Annotated in this window: 14 protein-coding genes, 1 tRNA gene and 1 pseudogene; 9 read left to right on the top strand and 7 right to left on the bottom strand. The window is 63.9% G+C overall.

Annotated elements, in window-relative coordinates; genetic code table 11:
• The first annotated feature begins 17 nt into the window (after positions 1–17).
• The 3 genes from ABIA40_RS31730 to ABIA40_RS31720 all read left to right on the top strand — a co-directional run bounded on the left by ABIA40_RS31730 (position 18) and on the right by ABIA40_RS31720 (position 4,314).
• On the top strand, positions 18–3,140 hold the full coding sequence (locus tag ABIA40_RS31730) for an EAL domain-containing protein (protein WP_271541649.1): 3,123 nt from the start codon (positions 18–20) through the stop codon (positions 3,138–3,140).
• Entirely contained in the window at positions 3,140–4,177 is a 1,038-nt protein-coding gene (locus ABIA40_RS31725) for a diguanylate cyclase (protein ID WP_271541647.1), read from the top strand. The genes ABIA40_RS31730 and ABIA40_RS31725 overlap by 1 nt, the downstream gene beginning before the upstream one ends.
• A gap of 60 nt (positions 4,178–4,237) precedes the next feature.
• A tRNA-Arg gene (locus tag ABIA40_RS31720) sits at positions 4,238–4,314 on the top strand.
• A 56-nt stretch (positions 4,315–4,370) separates the two neighbouring features.
• On the opposite strand, the gene ABIA40_RS31715 is transcribed toward ABIA40_RS31720, so the two are convergent.
• From ABIA40_RS31715 to ABIA40_RS31705, 3 genes are all read right to left on the bottom strand, one after another.
• Positions 4,371–5,024 (bottom strand): bifunctional 2-polyprenyl-6-hydroxyphenol methylase/3-demethylubiquinol 3-O-methyltransferase UbiG, encoded by a 654-nt coding sequence (locus ABIA40_RS31715; RefSeq protein ID WP_271541645.1) that lies wholly within the window; start codon positions 5,022–5,024, stop codon positions 4,371–4,373.
• A 668-nt stretch (positions 5,025–5,692) separates the two neighbouring features.
• On the bottom strand, positions 5,693–5,902 hold the full coding sequence (locus ABIA40_RS31710; protein WP_157284847.1) for a hypothetical protein: 210 nt from the start codon (positions 5,900–5,902) through the stop codon (positions 5,693–5,695).
• 95 nt (positions 5,903–5,997) lie between these two features.
• Positions 5,998–6,441, bottom strand: a complete 444-nt coding sequence (locus tag ABIA40_RS31705; RefSeq protein ID WP_271541640.1) for a TspO/MBR family protein — start codon at positions 6,439–6,441, stop codon at positions 5,998–6,000.
• Positions 6,442–6,482: 41 nt separating this feature from the next.
• On the opposite strand from ABIA40_RS31705, the pseudogene ABIA40_RS31700 reads away from it, so the two are divergent.
• From ABIA40_RS31700 to ABIA40_RS31680, 5 genes and pseudogenes are all read left to right on the top strand, one after another.
• A pseudogene (locus ABIA40_RS31700) lies at positions 6,483–6,662 on the top strand (DNA polymerase IV); the annotation flags it as partial.
• Positions 6,662–8,806, top strand: a complete 2,145-nt coding sequence (locus tag ABIA40_RS31695) for an acyltransferase family protein (RefSeq protein WP_404545176.1) — start codon at positions 6,662–6,664, stop codon at positions 8,804–8,806. The pseudogene ABIA40_RS31700 and the gene ABIA40_RS31695, both read left to right, overlap by 1 nt.
• Before the next feature lie 191 nt (positions 8,807–8,997).
• Positions 8,998–10,098: a DNA polymerase IV gene (dinB, locus tag ABIA40_RS31690; RefSeq protein ID WP_271541636.1), complete on the top strand. Its 1,101-nt coding sequence runs from the start codon at positions 8,998–9,000 to the stop codon at positions 10,096–10,098.
• A gap of 103 nt (positions 10,099–10,201) precedes the next feature.
• Positions 10,202–11,647, top strand: coding sequence for a sensor histidine kinase (locus ABIA40_RS31685; RefSeq protein WP_271541634.1), 1,446 nt, complete (start codon positions 10,202–10,204; stop codon positions 11,645–11,647).
• A 418-nt stretch (positions 11,648–12,065) separates the two neighbouring features.
• Positions 12,066–13,523 (top strand): lipopolysaccharide biosynthesis protein, encoded by a 1,458-nt coding sequence (locus tag ABIA40_RS31680; protein WP_404546405.1) that lies wholly within the window; start codon positions 12,066–12,068, stop codon positions 13,521–13,523.
• Between the two features lie 123 nt (positions 13,524–13,646).
• Here the strand turns inward: ABIA40_RS31680 and ABIA40_RS31675 are convergent, their stop codons facing one another.
• On the bottom strand, positions 13,647–13,940 hold the full coding sequence (locus ABIA40_RS31675) for a hypothetical protein (RefSeq protein WP_036024052.1): 294 nt from the start codon (positions 13,938–13,940) through the stop codon (positions 13,647–13,649).
• 202 nt (positions 13,941–14,142) lie between these two features.
• Positions 14,143–14,829, bottom strand: coding sequence for a DNA-3-methyladenine glycosylase I (locus ABIA40_RS31670; RefSeq protein WP_157284851.1), 687 nt, complete (start codon positions 14,827–14,829; stop codon positions 14,143–14,145).
• 208 nt (positions 14,830–15,037) lie between these two features.
• On the opposite strand from ABIA40_RS31670, the gene ABIA40_RS31665 reads away from it, so the two are divergent.
• Positions 15,038–15,865: a metallophosphoesterase gene (locus ABIA40_RS31665; protein ID WP_404545173.1), complete on the top strand. Its 828-nt coding sequence runs from the start codon at positions 15,038–15,040 to the stop codon at positions 15,863–15,865.
• Here the strand turns inward: ABIA40_RS31665 and ABIA40_RS31660 are convergent.
• Positions 15,804–16,289: a Crp/Fnr family transcriptional regulator gene (locus ABIA40_RS31660; protein WP_036002505.1), complete on the bottom strand. Its 486-nt coding sequence runs from the start codon at positions 16,287–16,289 to the stop codon at positions 15,804–15,806. The two genes, ABIA40_RS31665 and ABIA40_RS31660, sit on opposite strands and share 62 nt — an antisense overlap.
• A 93-nt stretch (positions 16,290–16,382) precedes the next feature.
• Positions 16,383–17,123 carry a di-trans,poly-cis-decaprenylcistransferase gene (locus ABIA40_RS31655; RefSeq protein ID WP_271541626.1) on the bottom strand — a complete coding sequence of 247 codons (741 nt, stop codon included), beginning with the start codon at positions 17,121–17,123 and terminating at the stop codon, positions 16,383–16,385.

Below are 17,123 nucleotides of genomic sequence, written 5' to 3'. Positions count from 1 at the left end.
TCCTCCAGCGAGGGGGAATGCGCCAGGTCTTTGCCAGCGTAGCAGCCGGAATGTCTCGAGCCGCGAGAAACGGCTGGGAGGCCTTGGCGCGCCGTGGTCCTGTCCTGTGGCTGACCCTGTGCGGCGTGTTTCTGGTGGCCGGCATCTTCATCGCCACGGCCGTTGCCATCGGCGAGTTTCGCGAGCGGACCCTCGCCAACCGCGAACGCGAGCTTGAAAACACGGTGAAGCTGATCGCGCGGCATTTCGATCAGCAATTCGAGGATTCCGAGGTCGTTGCCGCCGACCTGATCGGGCAGATGAACCTGCCTGAGATCACCTCGCCTGCGACGTTCCGCGAGCGCATGTCCGGGCCTGCGGCAAACCAGATGCTGCGCGGCAAGATCAGCTCCGTGTCGTATCTCGGCGACATCGCGATCTACGATGCCGAGGGCGATCTGATCAACTGGTCGCGGGCCCAGCCGCTGCCCAAGATCAACATCTCCGCGCGCGCCTATTTCCAGTCGTTCAAGTTCAACCCGGCGGCCGAGCCGGTCATCCTGGAATCGGTCCGCAGCCTCATCATCGGCAAATGGACCACGGTCGTCGCACGCCGGCTGCGCGGCGCGGACGGCACATTCCTCGGCGCCATGGTGCGGCGGATCGACCCAAACAGCTACCAGCAATATTTCGCGTCGGTCGCGCTCGCCGACGGCACGGCCATCTCGCTGCTCGATCGCGAGGGCAAGATGCTGGCGCGCTATCCGCACGCCGAGGAGCTGATCGGGCGGAACTTCAAGGACGGGCCGCTGATGCAGAAAGCGCTGGCCGAAGGCGGTCAGCAGACGCTCCGCGGCAGGAGCCCCGTCACCGGTGAGGAGCGGCTCGGCTCGGCTGCGTCGCTGACGCATTTCCCGCTGGTCATCATCGCCACCAGTACCACGGCAGCGGCACTTGCGGACTGGCGGCAGCAAACCGGCTTCTTGGTGACAACGGCAGGCTTCTCGGCCGGCGTAATCGCGCTGATCCTCTATCTGATCATTCGCCAGATCAACCAGCAGAACCGCGAGGCCCAGCAGCGGATCGAGGCGGAGCGGCTGCGGCTCGATACTGCCCTCAACAACATGTCGCAGGGGCTGGTCCTGTACGACGCGTGCGGCACCATCGTCACCTGCAACCGCCGCTACGCCGACATGTTCGGCCTGTCGCACGACGTCATCAAGCCCGGCTGTCACATCCGTGAGGCGATGTATCATCGCAAGGAGCGCGGCGCCTTCGACGGCGACGTCGAGGCCTTCTGCGCCGAGGTCATGCGGGTCGCCGCCGAGGGCACAGTCGCGACGCTGACCCATCAACTGGCCAATGGCCGCGCCTTTCAGGTCATCAACACGCCGCTCGCACAGGGCGGATGGGTCGCCACCATCGAAGAGATCACCGAGCGCCGCAAGCTCGAACAGGAGCGCGACCGCAACTACACCTTCCTGCGCGAGATCATCGACCATATCCCCTCGCAGATCACCGTGAAGGATGCCCGGACCCGGCAATATCTCTTGCTCAACGTCGTCGCCGAACAGCTGTTCGGTCACTCCCGCCAGGACGTCGTCGGCAAGACCGCCTTCGACATCTTCCCCGAGGCGGCCGCTGCCCACATCACCGAGGACGACAGCAGGGCGCTGGCATCGGCCAACGGATTGTTCAAGGACGAGCACGCCTGGCAGATGCCCGGCATGGGCCTGCGCTACATTACCTCGACCCGGATCGGCCTCCGCGATGAAGCCGGCGAACCGCGCTACCTCATTCACGTCATCGACGACGTCACCGAGCGTCGGCGTGCCGACGAGAAGATCGCGCATATGGCGCATTACGATGCGCTGACCGACCTGCCGAACCGCACGCTGTTCCGCGAGCAGATCGAACGCCAGCTTGCGCATGTCGCGGACGGCTGCCAATTCGCGCTGCTCTACATCGACGTCGACGAATTCAAGGGCATCAACGATTCGCTCGGCCACCATGTCGGCGACGAGCTGTTGAAGGCGATCGCGGCCCGGCTGCGCGGTTGCCTGACGCAGGGCGACCTGATCGCGCGGCTCGGCGGCGACGAGTTCGCGGTGATCCAGACCGGGATCCAGTCCCCCGCGGACGTGCTGTCCTTCGTGACGAAGATCTACCAGGCGATCCGCCAGCCCTATCATTGCCTCGGCCACCAGCTCTCGACCGATGCCAGCATCGGCATTGCGCTGGCGCCGCAGGACGGCTCGGACCTCGATCAACTCATCAAGAACGCCGACCTCGCGATGTACGGCGCCAAGGCCGAAGGCCGCCGCACCCACCGCTTCTTCGAGCCGGCGATGGACGCGAGCGCCAAGGCGCGCCTCAGCATGGAACAGGATTTGCGCCAGGCGCTGGTGAACGGCGGCTTCGAGATCCACTATCAGCCCCTGGTCGACCTGCGCACCAACGAAGTGTCCGGCTGCGAGGCGCTGCTGCGCTGGCGCCATCCCGAGCGCGGCATGGTGTCGCCGGCCGAGTTCATTCCGGTCGCCGAGGACACCGGCCTGATCAACGAGCTCGGCGACTGGGTGCTGCGCATGGCCTGCAACGAGGCCGCGACCTGGCCGGCGCATGTGCGCGTCGCGGTCAACGTCTCGCCCGTGCAGCTCAAATGCGACACGCTGGCGCTGCGGATCGCGGGCGCGCTCGCCGCCTCCGGCCTCGACCCGCGCCGGCTCGAGCTTGAGATCACCGAGGCCGTGCTGATCCGCGACGACGAGGCGGCGCTCTCGATCCTGCACCAGCTGCGGTCGATCGGCGTGCGCATCGCGCTCGACGATTTCGGCACCGGCTATTCCTCGCTGAGCTACCTGAAGCGCTTCCCGTTCGACAAGATCAAGATCGATCGCTGCTTCGTCGTCGACATCGCCGAGGCCACCGGCTCGCCCGTCATCGTGCAGGCGGTGGTGAACATCGCGGCCGCCAGCAGCATGACCACGGTCGCCGAGGGCGTCGAGACTGAGGCGCAGCGCGACATGCTGCGCGCGCTCGGCTGCACGCAGATGCAGGGCTATCTGTTCAGTGCACCGAAGCCGGCCAGCGAGGTACGCAAGCTGTTCGGCGCCGGCGATGGCTCGCCCGGGGCCTTACCCGTGGCTGCGGTGGCCTGATGCCGAAGTCGCGCAAGATTCTCGATGTCGCCGATTCCTACGCCGTGCGGCTAATGCAGCACCTTGTGGTGCCGACGTTCGTGATCGACCCGAAGCGCCGCGTCGTGATCTGGAACAGAGCCTGCGAGCGGCTGACCGGCGTCGGGGCCGCCGAAGTGATCGGCACCAGCAAGCACTGGCAGGCGTTCTACGAGACGAAGCGCCCCTGCCTTGCCGACCTCGTCGCGCTCGACCGGCCCGAGCAGTTGCCGGAGTATTATTCGGAATATGCCGCGCGCGGCCACAACGGGCTCGGCTTCTCCGCGGAGAACTGGTGCGTGATGCCCAAACTCGGCAGCCAGCTCTATCTCGCCATCGACGCCGGCCCGATCCACGACGAGGCCGGCAACCTGATCGCGGTGGTGGAGACTCTGCGCGACCTCACCGACCAGAAGCGCGCCGAGATGGCGCTGAAGGAGCTCGCCACCAAGGACGGGCTCACTGGCCTCGCGAACCGCCGCGCCTTCGACCAGATGCTGCTCGGCGAATGGGCCCGCGCCCAGCGCACGCAGAAGCCGCTGGCCCTGCTGTTCGTCGACGTCGACCATTTCAAGCTGTTCAACGACCAGCACGGCCACCAGAGCGGCGACGAGTGCCTGCGCGCGGTCGCTTCCGTCGTCAACCGGCACGCGGTGCGCCCGCTCGACCTCGCCAGCCGCTATGGCGGCGAGGAGTTTGCGCTGATCCTCCCCGACATGGATTGCGACAGCGCCTGCATGGTGGCCGAGGCGATCCGCTGCGCCGTGATGGCCTTGGCGATCGCCCATGGCGCGATCGGCGCCGGCGACCACGTTACCCTCAGCGTCGGCGTCGCAAGCCATATTCCCGGCGGTGCCGACGGCGGCCCCGACCGGCTGCTCGGCGCGGCCGACGAGGCGCTCTATGTCGCCAAACGCCTCGGCCGCAACCGCGTCATCTGCGCCGACCGGGTGCTTGCCGAAATCGCCACCCGCGACGGAGAGGCGGTTCCGGCCCTGGTCAGGCGCAAAACGGCTTGAGCTTGATCCTGCGAGAAGCGGTTGCCCGCCCCGCGCCAATCGGCTACATCAGGCCTCTCTGCACCCGTAGCTCAGCTGGATAGAGCGTTGCCCTCCGAAGGCAAAGGTCACACGTTCGAATCGTGTCGGGTGCGCCAGTGGTCGAGCGGCACTGCGTGGATCGCAGCGTCGACAGACTGGCCGCTCGGCAGCTTCATCGCATCCTGCCTTGGCGCTTGCGCGCCGCGATATATGGCCGGGCCTCGTTGCCTTTGGTCGCGTGGTTTTCCGTGGCTAGAATCTCGAAGCCCGCGGCCTCCATCAGTTCGCCCAGCTCCGATGCCCGGAAAGCACCGGCATAAGGCGCCATGCCGATCGCGCGCATTGCAGGCAGCAACGCTAGCCGGATGAGCGGGTTCATGTCCCCGAGGCACGGCGTCTTCGAAATGAACAGGCCCTCCGGTGCGAGCAGCGCATTGATGCGCCGCAAGGTGCCGGGCAGGTCGCGGACCAGGTGGAGATAGTTGAAGCCCAGGACCGCATCGAACGGCCCGGCCTCAGGGGCGAGCGTCTCCACCGTCCCGGTCTGGAAGGCAAGCCCCGGGATGGAGGAGGCGCCGTGCTTCTCCCTGGCGATCTCGATCATCTCGGCGGAAAAGTCCGTCGCAAGATAGCTTTGCACATCGGCTGCGAGCCTCAGCGCCGTCGTCCCGGTTCCGCAGCCCAGCTCAAGCACCCGGTCGCCCGGCTTTAGCAAGGCACTGGTCCGATCGAGCGTGCGCTCATATCCAGCCGGATCCGCGACCGCACTCTTGGCATATTTCCGTGACGACCTGTCCCAGAAACGGGCGTCGCTCGCGGTGCTCATAGATAACGCTCCTTTTGCAGTCGGCGAAGCGGACGCGGGATCGGCGAATGCCCTGAGCCTACCTATGAGAGTGACAGCTGCGAACGCTATTCGAACCGGATTTCGGCCGGCCGCCTTTTCTTCGACAACGAGTTGTTCGCAGGACGCCGCAAGGCCTGCTGGTTTTCCATCGGCTGACTCACGTTTCGCGATTGGTATCTGCCCTTTTTGATATTCGCTGTACGTTTTCGAAGCTTCGGATCGACAACGTGCACGCTCGTCGCCGATGGACCCGTTGTAGAGACTCCTGCGCCAAGCCTGACCCGTGTATTGCACGCATTCATAGCTCATGTCCCGTCTTCCGACCAAATTCGCGGTCGCCTCGTCACCTTCGCCGCTGCGCTTCCTGCTGCGTTGCCATTGCAGGCTGCACCGTCCACTTCGCGTGACCGATTTCGCTCGCTCAGGTCATGGAGATGCTGGAGAAGCCGCCGACCGATCGGACGACGCAGCAAGTTATCACCGCGTGCCTAGCGGGTGTCGGCGCGGCGGCGGGCATAGTTGCCAGCATGTTGCAGACCAGCTTACGTCAGCGCCGTGACGCGCTCAGACAGGCAGAGGTTGCCAAGCATCACGGACAAGTATCACCTGGCCAAGTATCACCTGGCCAAGTACCACCTGCCTCGCCCTCACGTCAGCATCGCGACGATCGCCTGGATCTGGTCGGAGGCGGACGTCACCAGCCCGTCATATGAGGTCTGGCCGTGTGCGGCGGCGTTCAGGATGCATTCGGCGACGGCAGCTTTCAGGCCGAACACCGATTGATGGGCGGGTACGCTCGCCATCACGGTCTCCAGCGCTTGACGCATCGTGTGAATGAGCTCGGAGCTGTATTGCATTGGCTTGTCCTCCGCGGGCACATATTAGGTTTCGCGGCCATGCTTGCCACTCACAAGCCTGAGATTCTTCTTTGAAGAACTCTCAAGTGAACGCCTCAATTCAATCGCCAGATCGCCGCATTGAGCACGCCGGCGAACGCGACCCAGGCGGCGTAGGGCATGAACAAGGCGGCGGCCAGCCTGTCGCGTGACATCTCAATGGCAATGTAAGTTACGATCGCGACGAACAGGCCGATGAGGATGACCAGCGCGGCGCCGATCTGGTGCATCGTGAACATGACGGGAGACCAGATGAAATTCAGCGCCATTTGCGCCGCCCAGGCCAGCATCGCCTTGCCCCTGGGCTCACGGCGAAAGGTTCGCCATCCCGCAACAGCGATCAGGACGTAAAGGATCGTCCACGCAATCGGGAACGCCCAGTTCGGTGGGACAAAGCCGGGCTTGGCAAGGCTCGCATACCACGCGCCGGGCGGATTGGTCGCGCCGATCAGCCAGCCCGTGCCGACCACGCCCGCGACGAAGATCAACAACTGAAACATCCATCACCTCGCTTCTCATCACCGGATTGTATCATCTAGCCATGAGCAAATCCGACACGATGCCTGGCGCAGCCGCGGCCGTGAAGATCATCCATATCGACATGGATGCGTTCTATGCATCGGTGGAGCAGCGCGACAATCGGGAGCTGCGCGGCCAGCCGGCTGCGGTCGGCGGCTCCGCGGAACGCAGCGTCGTTGCGGCTGCGAGCGACGAGAAGCGATGCGCTGCGCGCCATGGCAAAGTCCTGCGTCTTTTCGCAGCAGCGCCGGATGGGTTGCCGGCTTTGACGGAGAACGGCTTGACCGGGGCGAGCCCGATTGGGGGAGAACTCAGCCCGTTCCGCAGTTGAGGAACGCATGCAGGCGCGCTAAAGGCAAGCGGCGCGCGTGTATCCGTAGTCGGACGAACCGCCGCCAGTGGATCCAGCACTTGGTTACAAAGCTATCCCATCGACACGACATTGACGGGCTCCGGGCGATCGCCGTCTTGAGCGTATTCTTCTATCACCTGGACGTTCCGCCGTTCGGCGGCGGCTTTGTGGGGGTCGACCTGTTTTTCGTCGTGTCCGGCTATCTGATCTCTCGGATCATTCTCAGCGAGGCTGACCGCGGCGAATTTTCGATTCCCCGATTTTACGAGCGCCGCATCCGGCGCCTCTTTCCCGCAGCAATCGTCACCATCATCGGCATTTTGGCCGTCGGCGGCCTCTGGTTCTCCCCGGAGCTATTCAAGGGCCTGACTCAAGACGTCGTGGCTACGCTGGTATCGGTCTCGAATTTCTACTTCTGGCGCGGCAGCCACGCATATTTTGCCAGCTCGACCGATCCCAGCCCCGTACTTCACTTCTGGTCGCTGGCTGTCGAGGAGCAATTCTATCTGTTTTGGCCCGTCTTCATTCTGCTGGGACGCAGACAACTCGGTCGCGCACTACCTTTGCTCATTCTTGGCATTGCAATCCTTTCGCTTGGCGTCGCGCAAGCGACACTCGCAACCGACAGCTCGGGTGCTTTCTACCTGCCGACCTGTCGCGCCTTCGAATTTGCGATCGGAGCCCTGGTCGTCTTTGCGGAGCAGAGGCTGACCTTCTCGGCCGGAGCGCGCTCGCTGTTGGCTGCCGCCGGATTCGCCTTGATCGCTTACGCGGTCGTCAGCTTTGACAATGCGACCTCCTTCCCTGGCGCGACGGCCCTCATCCCATGCCTGGGTGCAGCCTGCGTGATCTTGGCGGGCGAGCGTCACGTCCTTTCGCCTGTCCTGACCAATCCGCTGAGTACGGGGATCGGGCTGGTGTCCTACTCGCTCTACCTCGTGCACTGGCCCCTGATCGTCTACGCAAACTACATCATGGGCGACGACGCCAAGTCGGTTGCGGTTAAAGTGCTGATCGTCGCCCTCGCGATGGCGCTGGCTGCGCTGATGTATCGGCTGATCGAACAGCCGTATCGCGCGGGTCGCTCGTCACTGTTGCGAGTCGCCGGCCCCGCCGCTGCGACGATCGTCGCGCTCGCGGTTGTTGCATTTGTGGCCAACCGTCAAGATGGCTGGCCATGGCGGCTCCCGGCACAGGCCCGCGAGGTCGCCGATCTGCAGCGATTCGGCTTCTGGCCGTGCGCCAAGAGCGCACAATCGAAATGTGCCTTCGGTTCATTGAGCGACCCCGTTGGCGTGCAAGTGTTCGGCGACTCCTTCGCCGAGCATTATGTCGCAGCGCTGGACCCGGCGGCAAAGCGCGCCGCCGTCCGGGGAGAGGCCTATACGGCCGAAGGTTGTCCGTTGCTCGTCGGGCTGGTGCGAACAGCGTTCGACGGCTCGCAGGACTGCAAACGCCAGCGCGATACCTACCTCGCCGCGATCAGGCAGAACCAGGCTCCAATCGTGCTCAGCCAATCCTGGATGACTTACGGCAATGCGCTCCGCAACGAGCTCACGCCGGAGGTCGATGCACCGGCCCTGCAAGTCTGGCGGGCCGGCATCGAGAACACGATAAATGAGCTCGGCGGCAGCGGACGGCGCATCCTGATCATAGCGCCCGGAGTCGAGCCGGGCTGCCGCAGCCCGATGTCCCGCTTCGCACCGGGACCCCTCTGGCACGCACCAACCAAGCCCTGTCCTGCCGTGCCCCTCGATCGCGTGCAGGCCGACAATCGCGAATTCCATGCCATGCTCGAGGAGATCCGGAGCCGCTACCCGAACCAGATATTTCTGCTCTATCCAGAACGTTATTTGTGCGGAGAAGCCGAGTGTCCGACCGCCATGGACGGCCTCTGGCTCTATTGGGACGTCAATCACCTCACGGTCGCAGGTGCGCAGCGCGTTGGCGACGGAGCCTCAAGCCAGCTCCTCGAGTTCATCCGTGGCAAGTAAGAGCCTCCGCCTCTCCCAAGCGATCGCGGCCGAGACGAAACTATCTCGACTGAACGGAACTGACGAGCGGCTGTCGTCGCAAGCCTGAGATGGCTTTGCCCTGCCGCGATAGTGCAGCTCAAATTCAACCGCCTGATCGACGGAAGCATCCTCGGCTCGCGCATCTCCCCGCGCGATTGTATCATCTTGCGATGAGCGAATCCGACCCGACGACCGGCGAGCCCTCGCCCGTGCGCAAGATCATCCATATCGACATGGATGCGTTCTATGCATCGGTGGAGCAGCGCGACAATCCGGAGCTGCGCGGCAAGCCGGTCGCGGTCGGCGGCTCCGCGGAACGCGGCGTCGTTGCTGCCGCGAGCTACGAGGCCCGCAAGTTCGGCGTTCGCTCGGCCATGCCGTCGGTGACGGCGAAGCGGCAATGTCCCGACCTGATCTTCGTCAGGCCGCGCTTCGAGGTCTACAAGGCGATCTCCAGGCAAATCCGCGACATCTTTGCCGAGCACACGCCCGTCATCGAGCCGCTGTCGCTGGACGAAGCCTATCTCGACGTGACGGAGAGCCTGCAAGGCATCCCGCTGGCGCGGGACATCGCGCTCGAGATCCGCGCGAAGATCAAGGCCAAGACCGGCCTCACCGCGTCGGCGGGTATCTCCTACAACAAGTTTCTGGCCAAGCTCGCGTCCGATCATCGCAAGCCCAACGGCCAGTTCGTGATCTCGCCGGAGATGGGGCCGGCCTTCGTCGAGCCGCTGCCGGTCGGCAAATTCCACGGCATCGGTCCGGCGACGGCGGCGAAGATGAACGCGCTCGGCCTGTTCACCGGCCGGGACATCCGCAACCAATCGCTGGAGTTCATGAACGCGAATTTCGGCAAGTCGGGCGCGTATTATTATTGGATATCACGCGGTGTCGACGAGCGGCCGGTCCGCGCCAACCGGATCCGCAAATCGGTCGGCGCGGAGAACACGTTCTCGACCGACCTCGATGCGTTCGACGCGCTTGCCGCCGAGCTAAGGCCGCTCGTCGACAAGGTCTGGCGGCATTGCGAGGCGACGGGCAATCGCGGCCGCACCGTCACCCTGAAGATCAAGTTCGCCGATTTCGAGATCATCACGCGCAGCCGATCCGTCGCGGCGGCCGTTGCCGGGCGCGACGATCTGGAGCGGCTGGCCTGCGGCCTGCTCGAAGCCGAGATGCCGCTGCCCAAGCGCGTCAGGCTGCTGGGGGTCTCGCTGTCGTCGCTCCACGCCGCCGGCGAGTCGGAGCCGCAGCTGACGCTGGGCATCTGAACGCGGCTTGAGGCCCCTTCGGTGAACGCGGCATCTTTATCCGCGACGCGGCGCCAAACCTGTCGTAGATACACCAGACATGACTTTTCGCGATTGAGTTTGGATGCTTGCCTTATTGATACGCCTCGGACTGCGCTTCGAAGACCGCATCGAGGAACGCCGGTTTGTCGACCAATATGTCCGGGGCAGTCTCGGATGGACGCAGATCGCGATGCTGCTCGGCGCCGCCACCTATGCCAGCTACACGCTCTGGGATTGGGTGCTCTACCCCGAAGTCGTGCCGACCACGCTCGCAATCCGCGGTGGAACCGCCGTGTTCATCCTGCTCCCGCTGACGGCGCTGCTGTCGCGGCGCCGGATGAAGCCATGGGCGGAGACGATCTTTCTCATCTATTGCGTCATCCCCGGCTGCATTCTGCCGAGCATCTATCTCGTGCTTCCCTCGGGCTTCACCTTTGCCGCGCCCGGCATGATGATGATCATACTGTTCGTCTCGACCATGCTGCCCTTGCGGATCGGCTCGCTGGCGATCTTCTGCCTGCTGTCGTGGGTGGCGTTGCTGGTCGCCGAGACATTCGCGTCGACAATGCCGACCGGCCTGAGCTTCATCAACCACTCTCTCGTCGGCAACGCCTACGCATTGTCGCTCTACGCGGTGGCTGCGCGCGAGTACCGGGCGCGAAAGCAGTTCCGGACATCCGAGGCGCTTCAACGCGAAAAGGAACGCTCCGAGAAATCGTTGCGCGATCTGCGCGCGACCCAGGAGCATCTCGTGCAGGCGGAAAAGCTCGCCTCGCTCGGGCAATTGGTGGCAGGTGTCGCTCACGAGGTCAGCACCCCGCTCGGCCTCGCCTTGACGACCTCGACGGCCATGCAGGATGACCTGCAAACGATGAGTGATGCATTGGGCGGAGCATCGGTCCGGCGGTCCGATCTAACCAAGGGCATTGACCGGCTCAAGCAGGGGCTCAACCTGACCTTCGAAAATCTGCACCGAGCATCCGAAATGGTGCACAGCTTCAGGCAGGTCGCGGTCCATCAAGCCGATGAGGACCGGCGCAGTTTCGAGCTCAGGGATTGGCTATCGGAGTTGATGTCCCGGCTCGGGCCATTGCTGTCGCATCATGCCCTGACCGTGGAGGTACACTGCCCGGCGGGAATCAAGCTCAACAGCTATCCCGGAGCGCTTGCTCAGGTGATCAGCAATCTCGCCCTCAACACTGCAGCGCATGCGTATCCTGACAAGAGAGGCGGCCGGTTCGTGATCACGGTCAGCCAACCGAATCCGACATTAGTCCGCCTTGTCTGCGCTGATGAAGGCGTCGGAATCCCTGACCACCTGCAGGCGCACATCTTCGATCCATTCGTCACGACAAGCCGCGAGAAAGGCAATGCCGGTCTGGGACTGCACATCGCGTTCAATCTCGTCATCTCATCGCTCAACGGGCGCTTGCTGCTCGAGAGCAAGGCGAGTCCGGGAACTCAGATCGTCATCGAAATTCCCATTGAAGAACACGTTGCACGAGAACCGCGAAGACTAGAGGTTTGACACTATTGCGAGCGGTTCTGTGTCGATCTTCGAGGCACTGCCTGACGTGAAGCTGACAGACCAGCCTCTTTTTCGGTTTCGACGCGCTGCTCTGAGCAAGATGCACTCCATTGGCTGTTCGTTCGAGCGCGATCGACGTAAAGTTTTTTGCGAACGCAGTTTGGTCGCGCCATTCAATTGACACGTACTGACGGATAGTCGTCGGCGTTTCGCGACGCTGCTCACGCGCGATAGCCTCGATGTCCCTCTCGTGCGGTGATCCGCGCATGAGGGCGTCCGGTTGATCGCACATGAATGAAGCGCCAATCGCATGAAATCGAAAAGATAAACTGTCGTTTGATTCACCGTCTTGCTTTCGAACTGCGCTTGAAATTTTCGTTGTTCGCCGCTCGAGGAGCTGATCGTGACTCAACTCAACATGCGCTTGTCCGAGGACGAGCAGTCCCGGAACGTACGGAAAGGTGCGCTCGCTGCGATCGTCACTCAGGTCGTGCGTGTAGCGACGCAGACCGGATCTGTGATCCTGCTCTCGCGCCTACTGACGCCAGTCGACTTTGGTACTTATGCAATGGCTTCGCCGGTGCTCGCCTTCGCGGTGCTGTTCCAGGATCTCGGTCTTGGACACGCGACCGTGCAGAAGGACGAGTTGACGCACAACGAGCTGAGTGCGCTGTTCTGGGTGAACCTCTCGGTCGGCGCGCTACTGGCGGCCACACAGGTGGCGCTATCGCCGCTCGTCGCCAGGTTCTACAGCGCGCCAAATCTCGCCCCACTGACATCTGGTATGAGCGTCACGTTGCTGCTCAGCGGCGCTGACGTCCAGCATTTGTCGTTGCTGACGCGACAGATGAGATTCTGGACGCTGGCAGGCCTGGAGTCCGCGGCCGCACTGACTGGATTACTGACCTCTGCCGCGGTCGCGTACGTCTATCACAGCTATTGGGCCATTCTCGCCGGCAGCCTGACATCAGGTCTGGTGCTCGCGAGCGGCGCGTGGCTGAGTTCGGGATGGTTGCCGTCGAGGCCCGGCTCGATCAAGGCTGCACGCGACATGCTGAACTTCGGGCTCGGCGTGACCGGCTACAATCTTGCCGAATTCCTGTCCCGCAATACCGACGGGGTGTTGATCGGCAAGGTCTGGGGGGCTGCCTCGCTTGGCGCGTATAACCGCGCCTACCGGTTGCTGCTGTTTCCGCTTCAGCAAGTCAGCAATCCGATGGTGCGAATCATGCTGCCGACGCTGTCGGGCCTGCTGAAGGAGCCGGAGCGCTATCGGGATTCGTTCCGTCGCGCGGTGCTGCCGGCGCTCCTGCTCGTGTTGCCTGGCGTCGGCTTCATGATCGCGACCGCCGATACGCTGGTCGAAACCCTGCTCGGCGACCAATGGAGCGAGGCTGCGCCGATCTTCGTCGCCCTCAGCATCGCCGGTCTGCTGCAGACCAGCAACAGCCCCGCCAACTGGCTTTTCCTCAGCCAGGGCCGCGCCAAGGAATACATGCGATGGGGCCTGTTCAATGTCTCAACATCGATTCTCGCCTTCATATGCGGGCTGCCGTTCGGACCAGTCGGCGTCGCCAGCGCATATTCCATCAGCGAGTGCGTGCGCACGCCCATCCTGTGGTGGCTGATTGGGCGACGCGGCCCGGTGCATCATCGAGACCTCATGAAAGTGGTCGGGCCTCATCTCGCCGGAGCGCTCGCTTCCGTGGTGACGGTGTCTCTGCTGCATCGCTGGCTAGCGCGTTCGATCGGAGGGATCCCGGAATTGGCAGCCTGCTTCTGCCTTTCATATGCGGTTTCGCTCACGATCGTTGCGCTGTTTCCGGCCTGTCGCGGAGAAATGTGGCGCTACGCACAGAGCATTCGCGGCAGATAATGCGATCGGCACCAGATCGTTCGCAAGACGGTGGAGCTGATCACCACGTCACCAGTCACGCCAAAGCCGCGCGCCACGGGAGTGCCGTGGCGCACGTGTCTCCAAAACGTCCCGTCGGGCTGCTCAATGCCTCACATGCTCGAACACCACGATCACGCCGGTCGGTTCGGGCTCATGCGCCATCAGGCGCGTCAGGTCGGAATCGCCCCAATCGGCGAGGCTGACGACCTCGCCACTCTGGCGGTCGCTGCCGAGCGACCCCGTCGGCTCGAGCACCTTGAGGCCCATCTCGTCGACGAAGAAGGTGTGCTCGCCGAACATGCTGTTGAGCTGCGGCATCGCCGGATGTTCGTCGGGCAGCACCTGAGCGCCGAGCTGGTTGACGGTCTGCTTCACCTGTTCAGATGTGAGCTTCATGGACTGCTCCGTTGTTGTATCCGGTTTCATCGAGCCAGGCGGGAGCGAGCATTCCCTGCGCCCTTATGCGCCTGGCTCAGAGTCCCGAACAGGTGCTGCGGATAAATGTTCCTGCGAAATGTATTTCGTGATCGCGGGTTTCATCGGCCGCGTTCGCAGCACAAGATCGCCACAGGATGCACACGATCTGTCGATCGACGCGCTACTCGCTGCTGTTCTCGCCGACCGACAGCGCGCAGATGCGTGACAGATATGTGTACGGCAGGCCGGTCTCCTCGGCCCAGGCGTTGAACTGCGCCTGCACCTTGGCGAGATCGCCCTTCGACTTGACCTCCTCGGCGATGTCGAGACCGGCAGCGCGCAGGCAGGCCACGACGTCCTTCGACGTCACGAAGCCGTCCCAGCCGACGAAGCGGAGCAGCATCTGGCCGGTGTTGCCGCCCAGCCGGCTGCCGCGTTTGTTGAGGAGGTCGAGCAGGCCGATCTCGTCGGAGGACGGCCATTTCGCCAGAAACTTGCCGAAGCTGCCGTGCTCCTTCGCGATCTCCTGCACGAAGGCGGCGTTGTCGCGCACCGACATGATCTTGGCACCGTTGCGCACGATGCGCGCGTCGCGCAATAGGCCCTCCCAATAGTCTTCGGGCTGGAAGGTGAGCTTGGCGGGCTGGAAATGCAGGAAGGCCTGCTCAAAGCCGTCCCATTTGGAATCGATCACGCTCCAGGCAAAGCCGGCGCAGAACACCCGCTTGGTCATTTCGGCGAGGATACGATCGTCGCCGAGCTTGGCCAGCTGCTTGAGGTCCGGCTTGGCCGGCATCAACTTGTCCAGCGCCTTGGGCCCGCCCTTGCGCTTCTCGGCGCGGGCGCGAATGGTCTTGAAGGAGGTCATGTGAACACAGGTGTTGAGAGCAGGCCACGACACCAGAATTCGGCGATCCGGTCCAGCCCCGCATTGCCGCCCCTTGCGCTCTGCGACGGGACGCAGCATGCTGTCGCTCATTGGATTGATGCAAAGGGGCGGCCGGGCTGGTCTGCTTCTTGCTTTATGCCGTTTTTGGAATTCCCTGACATTTTGCTCTCTGGCCGTCGGATTTTCCATGCGCTGCCTGGTCGTGGCCGACCTGCACTATTCTCTGCCGCAGCTCGACTGGCTGGTCAGCGCGGCGCCGCAATTCGACCTCGTGATCTTCGCCGGCGACGCGCTCGACATCGGCTCGATGGTGGATTTCCGCGCCCAGATCGTGGTGGTGAAGAAGTATCTCGCGCTGCTGGCCGCGACGACCCGCGTGATCCTCTGCTCCGGCAATCACGATCTCGACGAGCGCAACGCCGAAGGTGAGAAGATTTCGCGCTGGATCTCGGAGGTGCGCGAGCTCGGCATCGCCTGCGACGGCGACGGCCTGACGGTCGGCGATACCCTGTTCACGGTGTGCCCGTGGTGGGACGGACCCCAGGTCAAGCAACGCCTCATCGAGCAGTTGCGCGATGCCGGAGCCATCAGGCCGCAGCGCTGGATCTGGGCGCATCATGCGCCGCCGGCGGATTCACCGACGAGCTGGGGCGGCAAGCGCTTCTTCGGCGACGTCGAGCTGGTGCAGTGGATCATGCAATACCAGCCGTCGATGGTGATCTCGGGCCATGTGCATCAATCGCCCTTCATCAGCAATGGATCGTGGTTCGACCGGCTGGGCCAGACCTGGGTCTTCAACACGGGCCTGCAACCTGGCCGTCCCCCGACCTGCATCGTGCTCGATCTCGATGCCGACAAGGCATTCTGGCTGGCGGCCGGCGAGGCGCAATGGATCGACCTGAAGGCGCCGCTGCGGCGGCCCGCCACCCCCATCGAGGCGCCGCCCGACTGGCTCACATTCTTGGATCGGATTGCCGATCCGAGCCTGGCGAAACCTCAGCCGGCGGTAGGTTGATCATGCTCTGGAGCACTTCGCCGACCATTGCCAGATGCGTGCCGTGGCCGGCATATTGCCGCTTCAGATCGGCGAGGTAGGTGTTGGCGACGTTGAGCCGCTGCGCCAGCATTTTTGCGATCAGCAGCGCCACGCCCGGCTCCCTCTCGAGGAACGCGGCGGCATCCTCGAATTCGTAGACGATGGCGTCGGAGCAGGCCCGTACCGTTGCGGTGTGCGGCTGGCCCAGCAGCACGGACATCTCACCCAACACCGCGCCGGGCTCGGTGACGGTGGCGACCACCATCTCGCCCTTGAGCACCTCGAGCCTACCTTGCATCAGCACGTAGAGATGGCCGGAGGTGCCACCCTCGGCGACGATGATGGTGCCGGCGGCAAGCTGCCGCTCCGTTCCGCCGGTGCAATAATCGAGGACTGCGCGCATGGTGCGAACGCTCCCGTACACAACGCCGGAAGACTAGAGCACGATCCAAGCCAGGCGGCAATCGGCAGAGAGCCGGCTGGTGCGCGAGGCGCGTCACACCCGCGAGAGCGAGGGTGCCTCTTCGGGCATAATGGCTTGCAGCCCGCCGAAGCGGCGCTCGCGGCAATGGAAGGCGGCGAGCGCCTCGGCAAGATCGCCCGCGTCGAATTCGGGCCACATCCGCTCGGTGAAGTACAGCTCGGCATAGGCGCCTTCCCACAGCAGGAAGTCCGACAGCCGCTTCTCGCCGGAGGTGCGGATGATGAGGTCGACGTCGCGAAGGCCAGCCTCGCCCGTCACGAGCTGCGAGAAGGCTTCGCGCGTCAGGCTGGTCAGCGCGGCCGCCTTGGCCGCGGCATGGAGGATGGCATCGCGCGCGGAATAATCGACGGCGATGCGCACGTGCAGCGTGCGGCCATCGGCGGTGGCCGCCTCGGCGCGCGCGATCGCGGCGGCGATGCCGTCGGGCAGGCGATCGCGGCGGCCGATGACGGAGAGGCGCACGCCGTTCTTGACGAGGCTCTGCACTTCGTTCGCGAGGTAGAAGCGCAGCAAGGTCATCAGCGCCGCGACCTCGGCCTTCGGCCGCCGCCAATTGTCGGTGGAGAAGGCGTAAAGCGTCAGCGTGCCGATGCCCTGCTTGGGCGCGGCCTCGACGATGCGGCGGATGGTCTCGACGCCGGCCTCGTGACCGCGCACGCGCGACAGGCCGCGCCGCGTCGCCCAGCGGCCGTTGCCGTCCATGATGATGCCGACATGAAGCTTCTCGTTATGGGACGTGATGTCACTTTGCAT

The organism is Bradyrhizobium sp. USDA 223 (genome assembly GCF_044909005.1).
In the GTDB taxonomy this organism is placed as follows: domain Bacteria; phylum Pseudomonadota; class Alphaproteobacteria; order Rhizobiales; family Xanthobacteraceae; genus Bradyrhizobium; species Bradyrhizobium yuanmingense.
Note: the sequence above shows the minus strand (reverse complement) of the source record. Positions and strands in the feature narration are given on the sequence as shown.